Here is a 15697-nt window from a genome sequence, read left to right as displayed (position 1 = left end):
TTGGAGTGTGCGCTGATGGGTGTGGACGCGCTGATGCTGGCGCGGGTGCAGTTCGCGTTGACGGCGGGAACGCATTTCCTGTTCGTGGCGCTGACGCTGGGTCTGGCGACGCTGGTGGCGTTGACGCAGACGCGGGCGGCGGTGTCGGGCAGTGCGGTGCATGCGCGGATGGTGCGGTTCTGGGGCCAGTTGTACGTCGTGAACTATGCGGTGGGGATCGTTACGGGGCTGGTGATGGAGTTCCAGTTCGGATTGAACTGGTCGGGTCTGTCGCGGGTGTCGGGGAGCGTGTTCGGGGCGCCGCTGGCGCTGGAGACGATCATCGCGTTCTTCGTGGAGTCGACGTTCCTGGGGTTGTGGATCTTCGGGTGGGACCGGTTGAACCGGTGGGTGCATCTGGCGCTGATCTGGGTGGTGACGCTGACGGCGTACCTGTCGGCGTATTTCGTGCTGGTGGCGAACGGGTGGCTGCAGCGTCCGGTGGGGTTCGAGATGGTGGACGGGACGGCGCGGCTGACCGATGCGGGGGCGCTGCTGGCGAATCCGACGGCGGTGCTGGCGTTCTTCCATGTGCTGTTCGGGGGGTTGCTGACGGCGGGGTTCTTCATGGCGGGGGTGAGTGGTTTCCATCTGCTGCGGCGGACGGCGGAGGTGGAGTTCTTCCGGCGGTCGATGCGGATCGGGTTGCTGACGGTGGTCGTGTCGGTGATGCCGGTGGTGGTGTTCGGGGGGATGCAGTTCCAGTACACGCAGCCGACGAAGACGGGTGGGGACCGTGCGGCGGAGGCGGTGGCGGACTTCACGGCGCGGTTCGGGCCGGGTGACTACATGGCGCCGGGGCCGGCTGCGGTCGGTGAGGCGCTGATGGTGATGATGTGGTCGCTGATGGTGCTGGTGGCCGGGGTGGCTTTGGTGAAGTTGCCGTTCGGGCGGTGGCTGGTGCGGGGGCGGGTGTTCCACGTGCTGATGATCGTGTCGGTGCCGCTGCCGTATGTGGCGATGGTGTCGGGGTGGGTGTTCCGTGAGGTGGGTCGGCAGCCGTGGATGGTGTATGGGGTGCTGAGGACCGAGGACGCGTTGTCGCCGGGGGTGGGTGCGGGGACGGTGGCGGTGTCGTTCGCGGCGTTCTCGGTGCTGTTCGCGGTGCTGTTCGGGGTGAACGCGTGGCTGCTGGCGCGGTTCGCGCGGCGGGGGCCGGAGGGGGCGGGGCTGGGGGCTGCTCCCCCGGCGGAGCCGCCGGTCCCGGCGATGAGTCCGACGTTCTGACGAGCCCGGCGTTCTGATGCGCGGTGTCCCGGTGTACGACGTTTCGACTGGAGCCTGATCATGGATTCTCTCGCGGTGCTGTTGCTGGCGGTGTTCGCCGGCGGGTATCTGGTGCTGGCCGGCGCGGATGTCGGGGTGGGGATGCTGTTGCCCTGGCTGGGGCGGGATCAGCGGGAGCGGCGGTTGGTGATCGCGTCGTTCGCGCCGTTCTTCCTGGGCAACGAGGTGTGGCTGGTGGCGGCGGCGGGGCTGGTGGCGGGTGCGTTCCCGGGGTTGGAGCACCGGCTGCTGGAGGAGTTGTATCCGCTGGTGGTGGTGCTGCTGATCGGCTGGGTGGTGCGGGACACGGGGTTGTGGCTGCGGGGGCGGGTGGACGCGGCGGCGTGGCGGTCGCTGTGGGACGGCGCGATCGTGGCGGGCAGTTGGGCGCTGGCGCTGGCGTGGGGGTCGGTGCTGGGTTCGGTGGTGGCGGGCGGCGGGTTGAACGCCGGGAGTGTGCTGGGGCTGCCGCTGGCGGCGCTGTTCGCGTGGCATGGTGCGGGGTTCGCGCGGTGGCGGCTGCCGGCGGGGCCGGCGGCGCGGGCGGCGCGGTTCCCGTCGCGGTACGGGTTGTCGGCGCTGGTGATGGCGGGTGCGCCGGTGGTGGCGGGTGTGGAGGTGCCGTGGTCGGAGGTGGTGGCCGCGGGTGGCGGGCTGACGTTGACGGTGGTGGGGACGGTGGTGGTGCTGCCGTTCCTGCTGGGGTCGCAGGCGTTGGTGTGGTGGACGTTCCGGGGGCGGGTCGAGGCCCCGTCGTACCTGTAGGCGGTGGCGGGCGGTGAAGGCGGTCGAGCGGCGTCTGCTGGGGTTGCTGCCCCGGCGGGTGGTGGCGGTGCTGGGTGTGCTGGCGGCGGGGCAGGGTGTCCTGCTGGTGGTGCAGGCGGAGTTGCTGGTGCGGGCGGTGGCGGGGCTGGAGGCGGGTCCGCTGCCGTGGCTCGCGGGTGCGGTGGCTGTGCGGGCGGTGCTGGCGTGGGCGGTGACGGTGGTGGCGGGCCGGGCGGCGGCGCGGGTGAAGCGGGGGCTGCGGGCGGGTCTGCTGGGTGTTCCGGCGGGTGATGCGGGGGCGCGGGTGACGTTGCTGACGCGGGGTTTGGACGCGGTGGATCCGTTCTTCACCGGGTATGTGCCGCAGTTGCTGGCGGTGTGTGTGGTGCCGCCGCTGGTGCTGGTGCGGTTGTTCACGGTGGATTGGGCGTCGGCGCTGGTGGTGGCGGTGACGTTGCCGCTGGTTCCGGTGTTCGGGGCGCTGGTGGGGATGCGGACGGCGGCGTTGACGGGCCGGCAGTGGGGGCTGCTGCAGCGGTTGGGCGGGCATTTCCGGGATGTGCTGGCGGGGCTGGGGACGTTGCGGGCGTTCGGCCGGACGGGGCATCAGTCGGTGGTGGTGCGGGAGCTGGCGGGTGAGCATCGGCGGGCGACGGTGCGGGCGCTGCGGGTGGCGTTCTTGTCGTCGCTGGTGCTGGAGCTGGTGTGTGCGTTGTCGGTGGCGCTGGTGGCGGTGCCGGTGGGGTTGCGTCTGCTGGACGGGCGGATGGTGCTGGCGTCGGGGCTGCTGGTGCTGGTGTTGACGCCGGAGTGGAGTCCACCGGGTTCGATGAAGTCCTTCAAGCCAGCGTGATCTTGGCTGGCAAGGAGGAGAATCACCGCGATGGCAGCACCACGCAAATACCCCCAGGAGCTCCGGGACCGGGCCGTGCGGCTGGCGCTGGAGTCCGATCGGCCGATCGCGCAGATCGCCGCCGATCTGGGCATTCACCGCGAAGCCCTGCGCACCTGGGTCCGCCAAGCTCAGGCCGACGCCGGAAAGCGCCCCGAGCAGCTGACCACCGCCGAGCGTGACGAGCTCAAGCGGCTGCGCCGTGAGAACACCGAACTCAAGCGGGCCAACGAGATATTGAAGGCCGCCAGCGCGCTTTTCGCCGCCGAGCTCGGCCAGCCCCGGACGAAGTAGTCATGCTGGTCGACCACCTGCGTGACCGCTTCGGGGTCGAGCCGGTCTGCCGGGTCCTGGACCTGTGCCCGGGCACCTACTACGGCCGCAAACGCCGCCCGCCCTCAGCCCGCGCCCAACGCGATGCTGTACTGACAGAGCACATCGAGGCCGTTCATCAGGCCAGTTATGGCACCTACGGTGCCTACCGCGTGCACAGGCAACTGCGCCGACAAGGCGTCCAGGTGGCGCGCTGCACGGTGGAACGGCTGATGCGCGCCCATGGCCTGCAGGGCGTGCACCGCCGCGACCGGCGGCGCACCACCACACCTGACGAGTCTGCGCCGCGACCGCCGGACCTGGTCAATCGGCAGTTCACCGCCGACCGGCCGGACCGGTTGTGGCTGGCCGACATCACGTATGTGCGCACCTGGGAGGGGTGGGTGTACGTGGCGTTCGTGCTGGACGCCTTCTCCCGCCGCATCGTGGGCTGGCAACTGGCCGACCACCTGCGCACCGACCTGCCGCTGGACGCACTGGAGATGGCACTGTGGCAACGCGGCCGCGAACGGCCGGTGCAACCGGGCACCCTGATCCATCATTCCGACAGGGGCTGCCAATACGTCAGCTTCCGCTACACCACCCGGCTGGCCGACCTGGGCGTGACCGCCTCGGTCGGCTCGGTCGCCGATTCATATGACAATGCGATGGCCGAGTCGCTGAACGCCACCTTCAAGACCGAGCTGATCCACCGCCGCACCTGGCGAACCCGCGACCAGGTCGAGTACGCCATCGTCGAATGGGTCGGCTGGTACAACCACCGCCGGCTGCACACCGCCATCGGCGATGTCCCACCTGTCGAGTACGAGACCGCGTACTACCGTTCCATCAACACACCAGCGCCGACCGGCGCCAGGTAAACCGGACTTCATCGAACCCGGTGGACTCCAGAGGTGTATGCGCCGTTGCGGGGGTTGGGTCAGCGTTTCCACGCGAGTGCGGAGGGGGTGGCCGCGGCGGAGGCGGTGTTCGGGGCGCTGGAGGTGCCCGCTCCCCCGCCGCCGGGGCGGGTGGTTCCGGGGGGCGGGGTGCCGGAGATCGTGCTGGAGGAGGTGACGGTGCGGTATCCGGGGTCGGCGGAGCCGGCGCTGGACGGGGTGTCGTTGCGGGTGGCGGCGGGTGAGCGGGTGGCGGTGACGGGCCCGTCGGGTGCGGGCAAGTCGACGCTGCTGCTGGTGTTGGCGGGGCTGGTGGTTCCGGAGTCGGGGCGGGTGCTGGTGGACGGGGTGGATCTGGCGGAGCTGGACGCGGCGGCGTGGCGGGCGCGGCTGGGGTGGGTGCCGCAGCGCCCGCACCTGTTCGCGGCGTCGGTGGCCGACAACATCCGGCTGGGTGATCCGGGGGCGGGGGACGCGCAGGTGCGGGCGGCGGCGCGGGCGGCGGCCGCGGATTTCGTGGAGGGTCTGCCGGAGGGGTTCGCGACGGTGCTGGGTGAGGGCGGTGCGGGGGTGTCGGCGGGGCAGCGGCAGCGGCTGGCGGTGGCGCGGGCGTTCCTGTCGGGCGGGCCGGTGATGCTGCTGGACGAGCCGACGGCGCGGCTGGATCTGGGGAGTGAGCGGGTGCTGGTGGAGGCGGCGGGGCGGTTGCTGGCGGGGCGGACGGCGGTGGTGGTGGCGCATCGTCCGGCGCTGCTGGGGCTGGTGGACCGGGTGGTGCGGCTGGAGGGTGGCCGGATCGAGGCTGCGCGGGAGAAGAAGGAGGAGGCGGCGTGACCGGGACGGGCGGGACGCGGGGCATGCAGGGGGCGCGGGGTGTGTGGGGTGCGGTGCGGCCGCATGCGGTGCGGCTGGTGGCGGCGGGCTTGGCGGGTGCGGCGGCGGAGCTGTGCGGGCTGGGGCTGATCGCGGCGGCGGCGTGGCTGATCGCGCGGGCGGCGCAGCGGCCGGAGCTGGCGGCGCTGTCGCTGGCGATCGTGGCGGTGCGGGGGTTCGCGCTGGCGAAGGGGTCGCTGCGGTATGTGGAGCGGCTGGCGGGTCATGACGCGGCGCTGCGGGCGCTGGCGGAGTTGCGGGGGCGGGTGTTCGACGCGCTGGCGGCGTCGCCCGCGGCGGTGCGTGGGCGGGTGCGCGGGGGTGCGGGGGTGCGGGACGGTGAGGCGCTGACGCGGATGGTGTCGGATGTGGACGCGGTGCAGGATCTGCTGCTGCGGTGCGTGCTGCCGGCGTTCGCGGCGGTGGTGTGCGGGGGTGCGGGGGTGGCGGTGTGCGCGGCGGTGGAGGTGGAGGCGGGGCTGGTGGTGGCGGCCGGTGTGCTGGTGGCGGGTGTGGCGCTGCCGGTGGCGGCGGCGGTGGCGGGTGGCCGGGCGGCGGCGCGGGCCGCGGCGGGGCGTGAGGCGTTGGCGGTGGCGTCGCTGGACGTGCTGGAGGGGGCGGCGGATCTGGCGGTGTTCGGTGCGTCGGGCCGGTTCGCGGCGCGGGCGGGGGACGCGGCGGGGCGGCTGGAGGCCGCGGAGCGGTCGGGGGCGCGGGTGGCGGCGCTGGTGGCCGGGGCGGGTTTCGCGGTGCAGGGCGCGGTGGTGGCCGCGGCGGTGTGGGCGGGGCTGGGTGCGGGTGTGGACGAGGTGGGTGCGGCGGTGCTGGCGTTGACGGCGCTGGTGGCGGTGGAGTCGGTGCTGCCGCTGGCGGGGGCGGCGCAGCGGTTGCGGGAGGTGTGGCCGGGGGTGCGGCGGGTGGGTGCGGTGCTGGCGGCTCCTGCGGAGCCGGCGGTGTCGTGTCCGGTGGCGGTGCCGCGGGGTCCGCTGGAGGTGGAGCTGCTGGGGGTGCGGGTCAGCTATGGCGGGTGTGTGGCGTTGGACGGGGTGGACCTGCGGGTGGGGCGGGGCCGGCGGGTCGCGGTGGTGGGGGCGAGCGGGGCGGGTAAGAGCACGCTGCTGGCGGCGGTGTCGGGTGAGGTGCCGGCGGTGTCGGGGGCGGTTCTGCTGGGCGGGCGGGCGGTGGCCCGGTACGCGCCCGGGGATGTGCGGGCGGCGGTGCGGGGGCTGGCGCAGGACGCGCACGTGTTCGCCGGGACGGTGCGGGCGAACCTGCTGCTGGCGCGTCCGGGCGCGGGTGAGGCCGAGCTCGCGGCGGCGGCGGCGCGGGCGCGGTTCGCCGAGGTGGTGGAGGCGCTGCCGCAGGGGTGGGACACGGTGGTGGGCGCGGGCGGGCGGGGCTTGTCGGGCGGGCAGCGGCAGCGGCTGCTGCTGGCGCGGGCGCTGCTGGCCGATCCGCCGGTGCTGGTGCTGGACGAGCCGGCGGAGGCGCTGGATCCGGTGGCGGCGGACGCGTTGACGCGGGATCTGCTGGAGGCGCCGGGCGGGGGGACGCTGCTGCTGGTGACGCATCGGCTGGCGCCGCTGGGTGCGGCGGACGAGGTGGTGGTGATGGATCGGGGGCGGGTGGTGCAGCGGGGCCGGCATGAGGAGCTGGTGGCGGTGCCGGGCGCTTACCGGGATCTGTGGGAGGCGGAGCTGCTGGCGGCGTAGGGCCCCGGGGGGGGCGGCGTAGGGCCCCCGGGGGGGTTGTCAGGTGAGGGTTTTGAGGGCGCGGCCGAGGGCGGCGATGCCGTCGGTGATGTCGGTGGCGGTGGCGGCGGCGTAGCCGAGGACGAGGCCGGGCGGGCCGGGGCGCTGGGCGTGCCACGACAGCGGCTGCGCTTTGACTCCTTCGCGGAGGGCGGCCGCGGCCAGGGCGGTGTCGTCGGTGCTCGGGTGCAGGGTGAGGGTGAGGTGCAGGCCGGCGGCGGCGCCGTGGACGGCTGCGCCGGGCAGGTGCGCGCGGATCGCGTCGATCATGGTGTCGCGGCGGCGGCGGTGCCGGGTGCGCAGCGGCCGCAGGGCGCGTTCCATGGCGCCGGAGGCCATCAGTTCGGCGAGGACGAGCTGGGGCAGGGCGGCGTTGCCGAGGTCGGCGAAGCGCTTCTCGGCGATGACGGCGTCCAGGAAGGCGGGGGGCGGCAGGAGCCAGCCGGTGCGCAGGGCGGGGGCCAGGAGTTTGGAGACGCTGCCGGCGTAGAAGACGCGGTCGGTGAGCAGGGAGCGCAGGGCGGGGACGGGCGGGCGGTCGTAGCGGTGCTCGGCGTCGTAGTCGTCCTCGATGATCAGTCCGCCGGCGGCGGCCCAGGCCATCAGGTCGCGGCGGCGGTGCCCGGACAGGACGGCGCCGGTCGGGAACTGGTGGGCGGGGGTGAGCAGGACGGCGGGCGCGGCGGTGGCGCGCAGGTGGTCGACGCGGATGCCGTCGGCGTCGACGGGGACGGGCGGGGTGTCCAGGGCGCCGTGGCGCAGGTGCTGGCGGACGCCGAGGGAGCCGGGGTCCTCGACGGCGACGGTGCGGGTGCCGGCGGCGGTGAGGACGCGGGCGATCAGGCCGAGGGCCTGGGCGGTGCCGGCGGTGATGACGATGGCGGCGGGGTCGGCGCGGATGCCGCGGTTGCGGGCGAGCCAGTCGGCGACGGCGGTGCGCAGGGCGGGGGCGCCGCGGGGGTCGCCGTAGCCGAGGGCGGCGGCGGGCAGGTCGCGCAGGACGGTGCGTTCGGCGCGCTGCCAGGCGGCGCGGGGGAAGGCCGACAGGTCGGGGACGCCGGGGGTGAGGTCGATGCGGGCGGGTGCGGCGCGCAGGGCGTCGAAGGCGTCGGCGCCGGGTGCGCCGTGGAACGGGGCGGCGAGGGAGGGGCCGGCGGGGTGCGGCCGCGTGGCGGGCGGGGCGGTGAACGGGGTGAGGGGGGCGGCGACGACGACGGTGCCGGCGCGGCCGCGTCCGGCGATGTGGCCTTCGTCGGTGAGGCGCTGGTAGGCGTCGGTGACGACGCCGCGGGAGACGCGCAGGTCGGCGGCGAGGGTGCGGGTCGGCGGGAGGCGGGCGCCGACGGGCAGGCGGCCGTCGGCGATGGCGTCGCGGAGCCGCCGGGCGAGCCAGTCGGCCAGGCCGCCGGGCGGGGCATCGGCGGGGTCGAGCTGCAGGAAGTCCGACCCGCGAGTTATGGCCCGGTGGGTTTCGTCGTCATTGGACCTGTGCACCGGACCATTGTGGACCCCAGGGTGGTCCCATGGAGACAACGACGACGACGGCCGGGATCGGCGCGCAGCCGGCCGGCTATGTGCACGGATATTCGGTCCGGGAGGCGCGGCGGCTCGGCGACCAGGCCGACGCGCTCGCCGAGCTGCTGCACGGCGGGACGTCCTACCCGGCGGGCAGCAGGGTGCTGGAGGCCGGCTGCGGGGTCGGCGCGCAGACGGTGCACCTGGTGGCCCGCTCCCCCGGCGCCCAGGTGACCGCGATGGACGTGTCGGCGGCGTCGCTGGCGCGGGCCCGCGCCCGGGTCGCGGCCGAGCATCCCGGCGCGCGGGTGCAGTGGTGCCGCGCCGACCTGTACGACCTGCCGTTCGGCGACGGCGAGTTCGACCACGTGTTCGTCTGCTTCGTGCTGGAGCATCTGCCGGATCCGCGGGCCGCGCTGGCGGGGCTGCGGCGGGTGCTGCGGCCCGGCGGGACGCTGACGGTGGTGGAGGGCGACCACGGGTCGGCGTTCCTGCACCCCGACAGCGCCCACGCCCGCGCCGTGATCGCGCACCAGGTGGCGTTGCAGGCCGCGGCGGGCGGGGACGCGCTGATCGGGCGGCGGCTGCGTCCGCTGCTGGCCGACGCCGGGTACGCGGGGGTGGCGGCCGGGCCCCGCACGGTGTACACCGACCGGGACCGGCCGGGCCTGGCGGAGGCGTTCACGCGCGCCACGTTCACCGCGATGATGGCGTCGGTGCGGGACGAGGCGGTCGCGGCGGGGCTGGCCACGCCCGGCGACTGGGACCGCGGTGTCGCCGACCTGCTGCAGGCCGCCGGGCCGGAGGGGACGTTCCATTACACGTTCTTCAAGGCGACGGCGGTGAACCCGGGCTGACGCCCGGCCGGTCTTGTGCGGCGGCGGGTCAGTCGTCGGGCAGGAGGGGGCCGAGGGGGCCCAGGTCGAGGTTGAGGTCGTGGTCGTCGAGGCCGAAGTGGTCCTTGAGCCGGGTCATGGCCTCCTCCAGCCGCATCAGCGCCAGCCCGAGGTCCTCGATCTGCCCGTCGGTGAGGTCGCCGCCCTCGGCGCGGCGCAGCGCCTGCCGCTCCATGAGCTGCCGGATCAGCTCGACCAGGGTGAGGACGAGCTTGACCAGGTCCCGCTCGACCGTCTCGGGGTCGGACCGCAGCCGCTGCATCGTCCGGGACGACCGCTCGCGCAGGTCCCGCTCCCGGGCGGGCGCCGCCCGTACCGGACCGGCCCCGGCGGGGCCGGTGCGCAGGTCGTCGGTGAACGGGGCGCCGGGGGCGGGGTCGTGCACCGACACCTCCCCCGTCACCGGCTCCCGGCCCCGGTACCGGTGGTGATGGTGGTCGTGCTGGTCGTGGTGGGGGGCGTGCTCGGTCACGGGCGGTCCTCCTCGGGCAGCAGCTCGTCGCGGACGGTGGTGATCAGCGCCCGCAGCGACACCTGCACCAGGTCGACCCCCGCGATGGAGATCACCAGGTCGCCGGCGATGACGACGCCGCCGGCCAGCAGCCGGTCGAGCAGGTCCACCAGCACGATCCGCTCCAGCGGGGCGTCGGCGCCGTGGTCCAGGACGGCCGTCACGCGTCCCCCGGCGTCCGGGCGGGCGCGGCGGCCTCGATGAAGGAGTACGGCGGCCAGGGCCCCGTCACCTCCACCTCGATGCCGGGCAGCCGGTCCCCCGCCGCGCGCGCCACCGCCAGGAACCCCGGCGCCTGCTCCTCGTCCAGCAGGTAGGCGGCGTTGAGGATCTGCGTGCCGGCGCGGCCGGACAGGCGCGGGTCCTGCGGCGGGTGGTGCCGGGACGCCACGGCGTGGTCGGTGAGCTCGGCGTGGACGGCGGCGGCCTGCTCGGCGGCCCGGCGTCCCGCGTCGGCGCGCCGGCGGCGCTCCTGCTGCCGGCGCTGCAGGTACGCCGTGCCCGCACCGGCGGCCGGTGCGCCGCCGGCGTGCGGGCCGGCGTGCGGGCCGGTGGGGTTGGGGCCGGTGAGGGGCTCGGCCGTGGGCTCGAGCCCCCCACCGGGGTCGGTGCCGCCGCGCAGTGCGGCGGGGTCGGCGTAGGCCTTCACGCCCCATTCCGCGCGGCCGGAGACCAGGTCGAGGATCTCGGCGAACCGCTCGCCCTGCGCCGCCAGCACCTCGGCGACGCGGCCGTCGTCGCGGTAGATCGTGGCGATCCGCACCGGGGCGGTGGGGGCGGTGCGCGCGGCGCGGTCCACCACGTCGTGGTGGGCGCGGGCGGTGGCCTCCAGCCACGCCAGGTCCTCCAGGTTGGCGCGCAGCGCGGCCTCGCCGTAGTCGGCGAGCGCGACGGTGCTGACCAGCGCGGTCAGGCCGCCGGCGGCGACGCCGCGCACGGGTGCGCCGCCCACCCCGGCGGCGCCGCCGAGCGCGGCCGGGTCCAGGCCCCGCGCCACCCCGTACAGGTAGACGGCGCTGCCGCCGCCGGTGTCGGTGGTGCCGGTGTCGGTGGTGCCGGTCATGATGTGGACTCCTTCCCGGCCTCCAGGGCGGCGAGGCGTTCGCGCAGCCGCCGGTTCTCGGCGGCCAGCTCGTCCGCGTCGCCGGCGTCCACCGCGTCGTCGCGGCGGGCCTTGGACGACAGCGACGGGTCGTGCTCCCACCAGTCGATGCCCATCTCCTTGGCCCGGTCCACCGACGCCACCAGCAGCCGCAGCTTGATGGTCAGCAGCTCGATGTCGAGCAGGTTCACGCGCACGTCCCCGACGATCACGATCCCCTTGTCGAGGATGCGCTCCAGCAGGTCCGCCAGGTTGGCCGAGGTCCGCTCGCCGGACATCGACCGCGCCGGGGACCGGGCGCCGGTCCAGGAGATCTCGCTCACGGTGCGTTCAGTCCCTCTCCACTCGTCCGCGGGGGTAGCGGCGGGCGCGGCGGTAGCCGACCAGCTCCCCGTCCGCGTCCACCTCGGTGTCGTAGGCCGCGAGGATGTCGGCCGAATCGGGGATGCGGCGGGTCTCCACGACCTCGACCGTGACGCGCCAGCCGCCCTCCCCGGCGCGCTCGATCCCCACCACGCTCTCGGCGGCGCGGCCGGTCATCGCGGTGACGTGCTCGACCGCCCGCTTGGCGGCCTCGGACGCGGACAGCATCGCGGCCTCCCGCTACCCGCCGGGCCGGTAGCCGCGGGCGCGGCCCTCGTTGAGCCGGCGGATCAGCTCGTCCTCGCGGGCTGCGGCCTCCTCGTCGGTGATCTCGCCGGCCGCGGCCTCGTCGGCGACCTCCTGCATCTCCGCGGCGATCCGCGCCGGGTCGTACAGCTGCGCCTCGGCCTGCTCGGTGAGGGTCTCGGCCAGCCACATCACGCCCCGCACGGGCGCGAGCGGCAGCGTCACCAGGCCGGTGAACAGTCCCATCGCGCTCACGCCTCCGGGACGAAGTCGTAGGGCGGCAGCGGCCCGATCAGCCGGATCCGGATCCGGTCGGCGTGCTCGCGGCCGAGTTCGTCCACCGCCTGCTCGAACGCCTGGCGGCGGTCGGCGCGGACCAGGAACGAGACGTCCAGGACGTCCTCCTCGCGGGCGGGCGTCTTGCGGGCGAACGCCTCCGCCGCGGGGGCGGCGCGGTCCAGCAGGGCCTGCCCGTCGCGGCCGCGGCGCCGCTCCATGGCCTGCGCGATCAGTTCGCCGAGCCGGATGCGGTCGTAGTAGACGGCGTCGGCGGCGTCCGGGGGGACCTCGCGCAGCCGCCGCGACAGCTCGGCGATCTCCGGTTCGGCCGCGATGATCTCGCCGAGGACCTCGTCCTGGACGTAGGTGGCCTTCATCCGCAGCTCGATCCGGCCCTCCAGTCCGTCCAGGACCTGCGCGAAGCGGTCGGAGTTGCCGGCCAGCAGCTCCTTCTCCACGGCGGCGCGGTCGGCGAGCGCGGCGCCGAACCGGAACGGCAGCACCGCGGTGCCGGCGTCCACCAGGGCGTTCAGGACCCCCTGGTGGGAGACCAGGTCGGCGCGCTCGCCGAGCGCGCGGCCGGTGGGCAGGTCGCTGACGACGGCGGCGCAGGCGCCGCCGTCGCCGACCAGGCTCACCGGCGCCTCGTCCAGGCCGGTGAGGCCCTCGGGCAGCCGCGCGTCGGCGCGGGTCACCCCGTAGACGTACTGCGGGGCGGGTTGCGGCGTGCTCATTCGTCCTCGTCCTCCTTCTTGCGGGACGAGCGGCGCCGCGCGGGCTGCCGCTCCTCGCCGGAGTCCTCGGAGTCGGAGTCGCCGCCGAAGGTCTCCTTCAGCCGCTCCTGGGCGCCTTCCAGGGCGCCGCGGGTCTTCTTCTTGGCGCCCGACTCCTGCATGCCCTCGACGAACTGCGGCAGCCCCTGGGAGGTGCCGTCGTGGGCGATGTCGAGCCGGTTCACCGCCTCGGCGAAGCGCAGGTAGGTGTCGACGCTGGCGACGACGATCCGCACGTCGATGGTCAAGATCTCGATCCCGACCAGCGACACCCGCGCGTACAGGTCGATGACCAGGCCCTTCTCCAGGATCAGGTCGACGACGTCGGCGAGGCTGCTGCCGGATCCGCCGCGCTGGACGTAGTTGCTGCCCGAAGTCTGCTGGGCGATCGGCCCAGTCATGTCATCTCCTCTGCTGGGGGTTTTGTATGGGGTTGGGGTTTTGCATGGACCCCGGTGTACCCACTCCGATCTCTCTAAACGGGGGGTCTGGTTTCGGTCACGGGCGGGCCCGGCGCGGCGGGGTGCGGCGGGGGGCGGGCGTGCGGACGCCCCCGGGGCCTGCCCGGGGGCGTCCAGTAGGGGCCGGTGGCGGGTGGCGGGAGGGTCAGCGCCTCCTGGCGGTGAGGCGCCCGACGGCCACGCCGGCGACGGCGGCCGCCGCGAGCGGCGCCGCGCGCAGGAACCGCCGCAGCGTCACCAGCCTGGCCAGCGCCTTCGCGCGGCCGGGCAGCGCCGTCACCGGCCGCGCCGCGGCGTGCGCGGTGGCGCCGGCGGCGTTCCCGCCGGTCCGGGCCGCGTTCTCGCTCACCTGTCCGGACCCGTTCCCGGGAACCGAGGGGGTTTGCATCGTCCGTCCTTCCTTCGGGGATGATGGGCAGTGGTCGCGGGTGTCCGCGACGGGGCCGGCGGGGTCAGCCGCCGCGCAGCCGCGGCAGCACCTCGCCGGCGTAGAACTCGAAGAAACCGTCGGCGCGGGGCCCGATCTGCGACACGAACACGTCGTCGTAGCCGGCGTCGGCGTAGGCGCGCAGGGCCCGCTCGTGCACCGCCGGGTCGGGGCCGCACGGCACGGCCTCGGCCACCATGTCGTCGGTGACCAGCTGCGTCAGCTGCCGGAACTGCCGCGGCAGCGGCAGCAGCTGGTTGGCCTCGCCGGGCAGGTAGTCGCTGCCCCAGATCCGGCGGGCGGTCTCGCGTGCCTCGGCCTCGTCGGGTCCCCAGCACGCCTTGAGGCCGCCCTGCACCGGTTTGCCCTCGCCGCCGCCGTGGCGGAACACCTTCACCAGGTCGGCGTCGGGCATCATGCAGATGAAACCGTCGGCCAGCCGCCCGGCCAGCGTCGCGGCCTTGGTGCCGAACCCGGACATGTGGATCGGGGGCGGCCGGTCCGGCAGCGTGTACAGCCGCGCGGTGTCGAGGCGGTAGTGCTCGCCGCGGTGGGTGACGAGCGTGCCGGTGAACAGCCGCCGGATCAGCTCGACGGCCTCCTCCAGCATCTCCAGCCGCTCGGCGGCGGGCGGCCACCGCGAGTCCAGGATGTGCTCGTTGAGGAACTCGCCCGTCCCGACGCCGAGGGTGAACCGGCCGCCGGTCAGCACCGCGCTCGTCGCCGCCGCCTGCGCGACGATCGCCGGGTGGGTGCGCACCAGCGGGCACGTCACCGCGGTCCCGATCGGCAGCGACGTCACCTGCGACAGGGCGCCGATCACCGACCACGCGAACGGCGCCTGGCCCTGCTCGTCCAGCCACGGGTGGAAGTGGTCGGAGATCCACAGGGCCTCGAACCCGGCCTCCTCGGCCGCCCGCGCCTGCCGGATCAGCTCGGCGGGCTCGTGCTCCTCGGTCGACAGGAAGTACCCGTACCTGGTCATCCACGCCTCCCCCGTGCCGCTGGGATTCGCCGTGCCTGCGCCTAGCGCGCCCTACCCCGGCGGAACCCGCCAAACATCGGCGCCGCCCGCGGCCGGGCGCCGGGGCAGGCGGGCGGGGCCCGTGGTCGGGGCCGGTGGTCGGGGCAGGTGGGTGGGCGGACGGTTGGAATCGTCGGTCCGGGTATGGCGGAGGTCATGTCCGCCCCAACACTCCCCCATGCGACCGGCGGCGCCCGCCGGGCCGCCGAGCCGCTCGGCTGGTGGACGGCGCTGCTGGCGGCCTACCTCGGGCTGGCGCCGGCGATCTCCGCGACGGAGATCGCGGTCGGAGCGGCGGCGGCCGCGGCCGGCGCCGCCGCGGCGGTCGCCGCCCGCCGCGCCCTGCTCACCGGCGGCGTGCTCACCGGCGGCGAGCGGGGCCCGCGCGCCGTCCCGGCGGCGGGGCCCGTCGCGGCGGCGCTGGCGCGGCTGCCCGTCCAGATCGCCGCCGACACCGCCCGGATCACCGTGCGCGGCGCGTCCGGCGGGCACTGGACGCGGCTGCCCGCCGCGCCCGGGCCCGCCGGGCTCGGCGCCGCCACGCTGCTGCTGTCGGCCTCCCCCGCCTCCTACGTCGGCGGTATCGACCCCGAGCACGGCCTGGTGCGCGTGCACCGCCTCGCGCGCGGGCCGTCCCCGTTCGAGCGGAGCCTGCGCGCGTCCGGGCTCCTCGGGCCCGGACGCGACGGCGGCGCGCCGTGACGGGCGGCGCGGCCGGCACCGCGGTCCCCGCGCTGGTGCTCATGCTCGGCGGTCTCGCGCCGGCGCTGCCGGCCATGCTGCGCGGACGTCCCGCGACGCGGCTCGCCGGGCTCATCGTGACCGGGCCGATGGTCACCCTCGTGCTGGTGCTGCTGGCCGCCGCCTACGGCCGCCCCGCCTACCTGGACGTGGCGCTGGTGCTGGCCCTGCTGTCGTTCGCCGGGTCGCTGGTGTTCGCCCGGTTCCTGAACCGCACCCTGTGAGCCCCCGTGAGCCCCTCGGAGCCGTGATGAGCCTGGACCTGCTCGCCGACGCGCTGACCTGGGCCGGCGTCGCCGTCGCCGTGGCCGCCGCGCTGCGGCTGCCCCTCACCCGCGGCGCCGCGGCGCGGCTGCACGCCGTCGCGCCCGTCACCGCGCTGGCCGCGCCGCTGCTGGTCGCCGGGGTGGCGCTGCGGCCCTGGTCGTCCTGGCACGACGTCGCCAAGCTCGCCGCCATCGCCGTGCTGCTGACCGCGACCGGGCCGCCCGCCGTCATCACCGCCGGGCAGGCCGCCGAACGCGCCACCGGGCGCGCCGCCGGAGGAAGGGAGTGAACCGCC

At 75.4% G+C, this 15697-nt stretch carries 21 protein-coding genes; 10 read left to right on the top strand and 11 right to left on the bottom strand.

The genetic code is table 11. The features are described 5' to 3' along the window. Positions 1 to 21 precede the first annotated feature (21 nt). The 6 genes from HUT06_RS21845 (at position 22) to cydC (ending at position 6758) form a co-directional block, all read left to right on the top strand. Positions 22 to 1266, top strand: coding sequence for a cytochrome ubiquinol oxidase subunit I (locus HUT06_RS21845; protein ID WP_176197432.1), 1245 nt, complete (start codon positions 22 to 24; stop codon positions 1264 to 1266). 60 nt (positions 1267 to 1326) lie between these two features. Further along, entirely contained in the window at positions 1327 to 2070 is a 744-nt protein-coding gene (locus HUT06_RS21840; protein WP_176197431.1) for a cytochrome d ubiquinol oxidase subunit II, read from the top strand. Between the two features lie 13 nt (positions 2071 to 2083). After that, the gene (locus HUT06_RS21835) at positions 2084 to 2923 is read left to right on the top strand and encodes an ABC transporter transmembrane domain-containing protein (protein ID WP_176197430.1); all 840 of its coding nucleotides are present in this window, start codon (positions 2084 to 2086) and stop codon (positions 2921 to 2923) included. Between the two features lie 30 nt (positions 2924 to 2953). Then, positions 2954 to 4155 (top strand): IS3 family transposase gene (locus HUT06_RS21830; protein WP_254715306.1). Its coding sequence is split into 2 segments (ribosomal slippage): positions 2954 to 3245 and positions 3245 to 4155, totalling 1203 coding nucleotides; the frame shifts between segments, so codons are not numbered across the junction. Between the two features lie 87 nt (positions 4156 to 4242). After that, on the top strand, positions 4243 to 5007 hold the full coding sequence (locus tag HUT06_RS21825) for an ATP-binding cassette domain-containing protein (protein WP_254715315.1): 765 nt from the start codon (positions 4243 to 4245) through the stop codon (positions 5005 to 5007). Further along, positions 5004 to 6758, top strand: coding sequence for a thiol reductant ABC exporter subunit CydC (cydC, locus tag HUT06_RS21820; RefSeq protein WP_254715314.1), 1755 nt, complete (start codon positions 5004 to 5006; stop codon positions 6756 to 6758). Before HUT06_RS21825 ends, cydC begins: the two co-directional genes overlap by 4 nt. A 39-nt stretch (positions 6759 to 6797) precedes the next feature. Here cydC and HUT06_RS45265 read toward each other — a convergent pair whose 3' ends face one another. Next, positions 6798 to 8291 (bottom strand): PLP-dependent aminotransferase family protein, encoded by a 1494-nt coding sequence (locus HUT06_RS45265; protein ID WP_176197428.1) that lies wholly within the window; start codon positions 8289 to 8291, stop codon positions 6798 to 6800. 29 nt (positions 8292 to 8320) lie between these two features. On the opposite strand from HUT06_RS45265, the gene HUT06_RS21810 reads away from it, so the two are divergent. Then, positions 8321 to 9169 carry a methyltransferase domain-containing protein gene (locus tag HUT06_RS21810; protein ID WP_176197427.1) on the top strand — a complete coding sequence of 283 codons (849 nt, stop codon included), beginning with the start codon at positions 8321 to 8323 and terminating at the stop codon, positions 9167 to 9169. Between the two features lie 28 nt (positions 9170 to 9197). Here HUT06_RS21810 and HUT06_RS44650 read toward each other — a convergent pair whose 3' ends face one another. The 10 genes from HUT06_RS44650 to HUT06_RS21760 all read right to left on the bottom strand — a co-directional run bounded on the left by HUT06_RS44650 (position 9198) and on the right by HUT06_RS21760 (position 14355). Next, positions 9198 to 9680, bottom strand: a complete 483-nt coding sequence (locus HUT06_RS44650; RefSeq protein WP_254715313.1) for a gas vesicle protein K — start codon at positions 9678 to 9680, stop codon at positions 9198 to 9200. Further along, on the bottom strand, positions 9677 to 9883 hold the full coding sequence (gene gvpJ, locus HUT06_RS21800; RefSeq protein WP_176197426.1) for a gas vesicle protein GvpJ: 207 nt from the start codon (positions 9881 to 9883) through the stop codon (positions 9677 to 9679). Before gvpJ (HUT06_RS21800) ends, HUT06_RS44650 begins: the two co-directional genes overlap by 4 nt. Then, positions 9880 to 10782 carry a GvpL/GvpF family gas vesicle protein gene (locus HUT06_RS21795; protein ID WP_176197425.1) on the bottom strand — a complete coding sequence of 301 codons (903 nt, stop codon included), beginning with the start codon at positions 10780 to 10782 and terminating at the stop codon, positions 9880 to 9882. The genes gvpJ (HUT06_RS21800) and HUT06_RS21795 overlap by 4 nt, the downstream gene beginning before the upstream one ends. Beyond that, a complete protein-coding gene (locus tag HUT06_RS21790) occupies positions 10779 to 11099 on the bottom strand; it encodes a gas vesicle protein (RefSeq protein ID WP_176201525.1) in 321 nt (106 codons plus the stop codon). The genes HUT06_RS21795 and HUT06_RS21790 overlap by 4 nt, the downstream gene beginning before the upstream one ends. Positions 11100 to 11151: 52 nt before the next feature. After that, positions 11152 to 11412 (bottom strand): gas vesicle protein GvpO, encoded by a 261-nt coding sequence (gvpO, locus tag HUT06_RS21785; protein WP_176197424.1) that lies wholly within the window; start codon positions 11410 to 11412, stop codon positions 11152 to 11154. A gap of 12 nt (positions 11413 to 11424) precedes the next feature. Further along, positions 11425 to 11676, bottom strand: coding sequence for a gas vesicle protein GvpG (locus HUT06_RS21780; RefSeq protein WP_176201524.1), 252 nt, complete (start codon positions 11674 to 11676; stop codon positions 11425 to 11427). Between the two features lie 5 nt (positions 11677 to 11681). Next, positions 11682 to 12443 (bottom strand): GvpL/GvpF family gas vesicle protein, encoded by a 762-nt coding sequence (locus tag HUT06_RS21775; protein ID WP_176197423.1) that lies wholly within the window; start codon positions 12441 to 12443, stop codon positions 11682 to 11684. Then, on the bottom strand, positions 12440 to 12883 hold the full coding sequence (gene gvpJ / locus HUT06_RS21770) for a gas vesicle protein GvpJ (RefSeq protein ID WP_176197422.1): 444 nt from the start codon (positions 12881 to 12883) through the stop codon (positions 12440 to 12442). Before gvpJ (HUT06_RS21770) ends, HUT06_RS21775 begins: the two co-directional genes overlap by 4 nt. A gap of 205 nt (positions 12884 to 13088) precedes the next feature. Further along, a complete protein-coding gene (locus tag HUT06_RS21765; RefSeq protein ID WP_176197421.1) occupies positions 13089 to 13292 on the bottom strand; it encodes a hypothetical protein in 204 nt (67 codons plus the stop codon). Positions 13293 to 13395: 103 nt separating this feature from the next. Then, entirely contained in the window at positions 13396 to 14355 is a 960-nt protein-coding gene (locus HUT06_RS21760; RefSeq protein ID WP_176197420.1) for a TIGR03557 family F420-dependent LLM class oxidoreductase, read from the bottom strand. A 195-nt stretch (positions 14356 to 14550) separates the two neighbouring features. On the opposite strand from HUT06_RS21760, the gene HUT06_RS21755 reads away from it, so the two are divergent. From HUT06_RS21755 to HUT06_RS21745, 3 genes are read left to right on the top strand one after another with little or no spacing between them, the layout of a single operon-like run. Next, entirely contained in the window at positions 14551 to 15096 is a 546-nt protein-coding gene (locus HUT06_RS21755; RefSeq protein WP_176197419.1) for a hypothetical protein, read from the top strand. Then, on the top strand, positions 15093 to 15359 hold the full coding sequence (locus tag HUT06_RS21750) for a monovalent cation/H+ antiporter complex subunit F (RefSeq protein ID WP_217711386.1): 267 nt from the start codon (positions 15093 to 15095) through the stop codon (positions 15357 to 15359). Before HUT06_RS21755 ends, HUT06_RS21750 begins: the two co-directional genes overlap by 4 nt. 26 nt (positions 15360 to 15385) lie before the next feature. Continuing rightward, positions 15386 to 15691, top strand: coding sequence for a monovalent cation/H(+) antiporter subunit G (locus HUT06_RS21745; protein WP_176197418.1), 306 nt, complete (start codon positions 15386 to 15388; stop codon positions 15689 to 15691). The last annotated feature ends 6 nt before the right edge of the window (positions 15692 to 15697 follow it).

Origin of the sequence: Actinomadura sp. NAK00032 (assembly GCF_013364275.1) — a bacterium.
In the GTDB taxonomy this organism is placed as follows: domain Bacteria; phylum Actinomycetota; class Actinomycetes; order Streptosporangiales; family Streptosporangiaceae; genus Spirillospora.
Note: the sequence above shows the minus strand (reverse complement) of the source record. Positions and strands in the feature narration are given on the sequence as shown.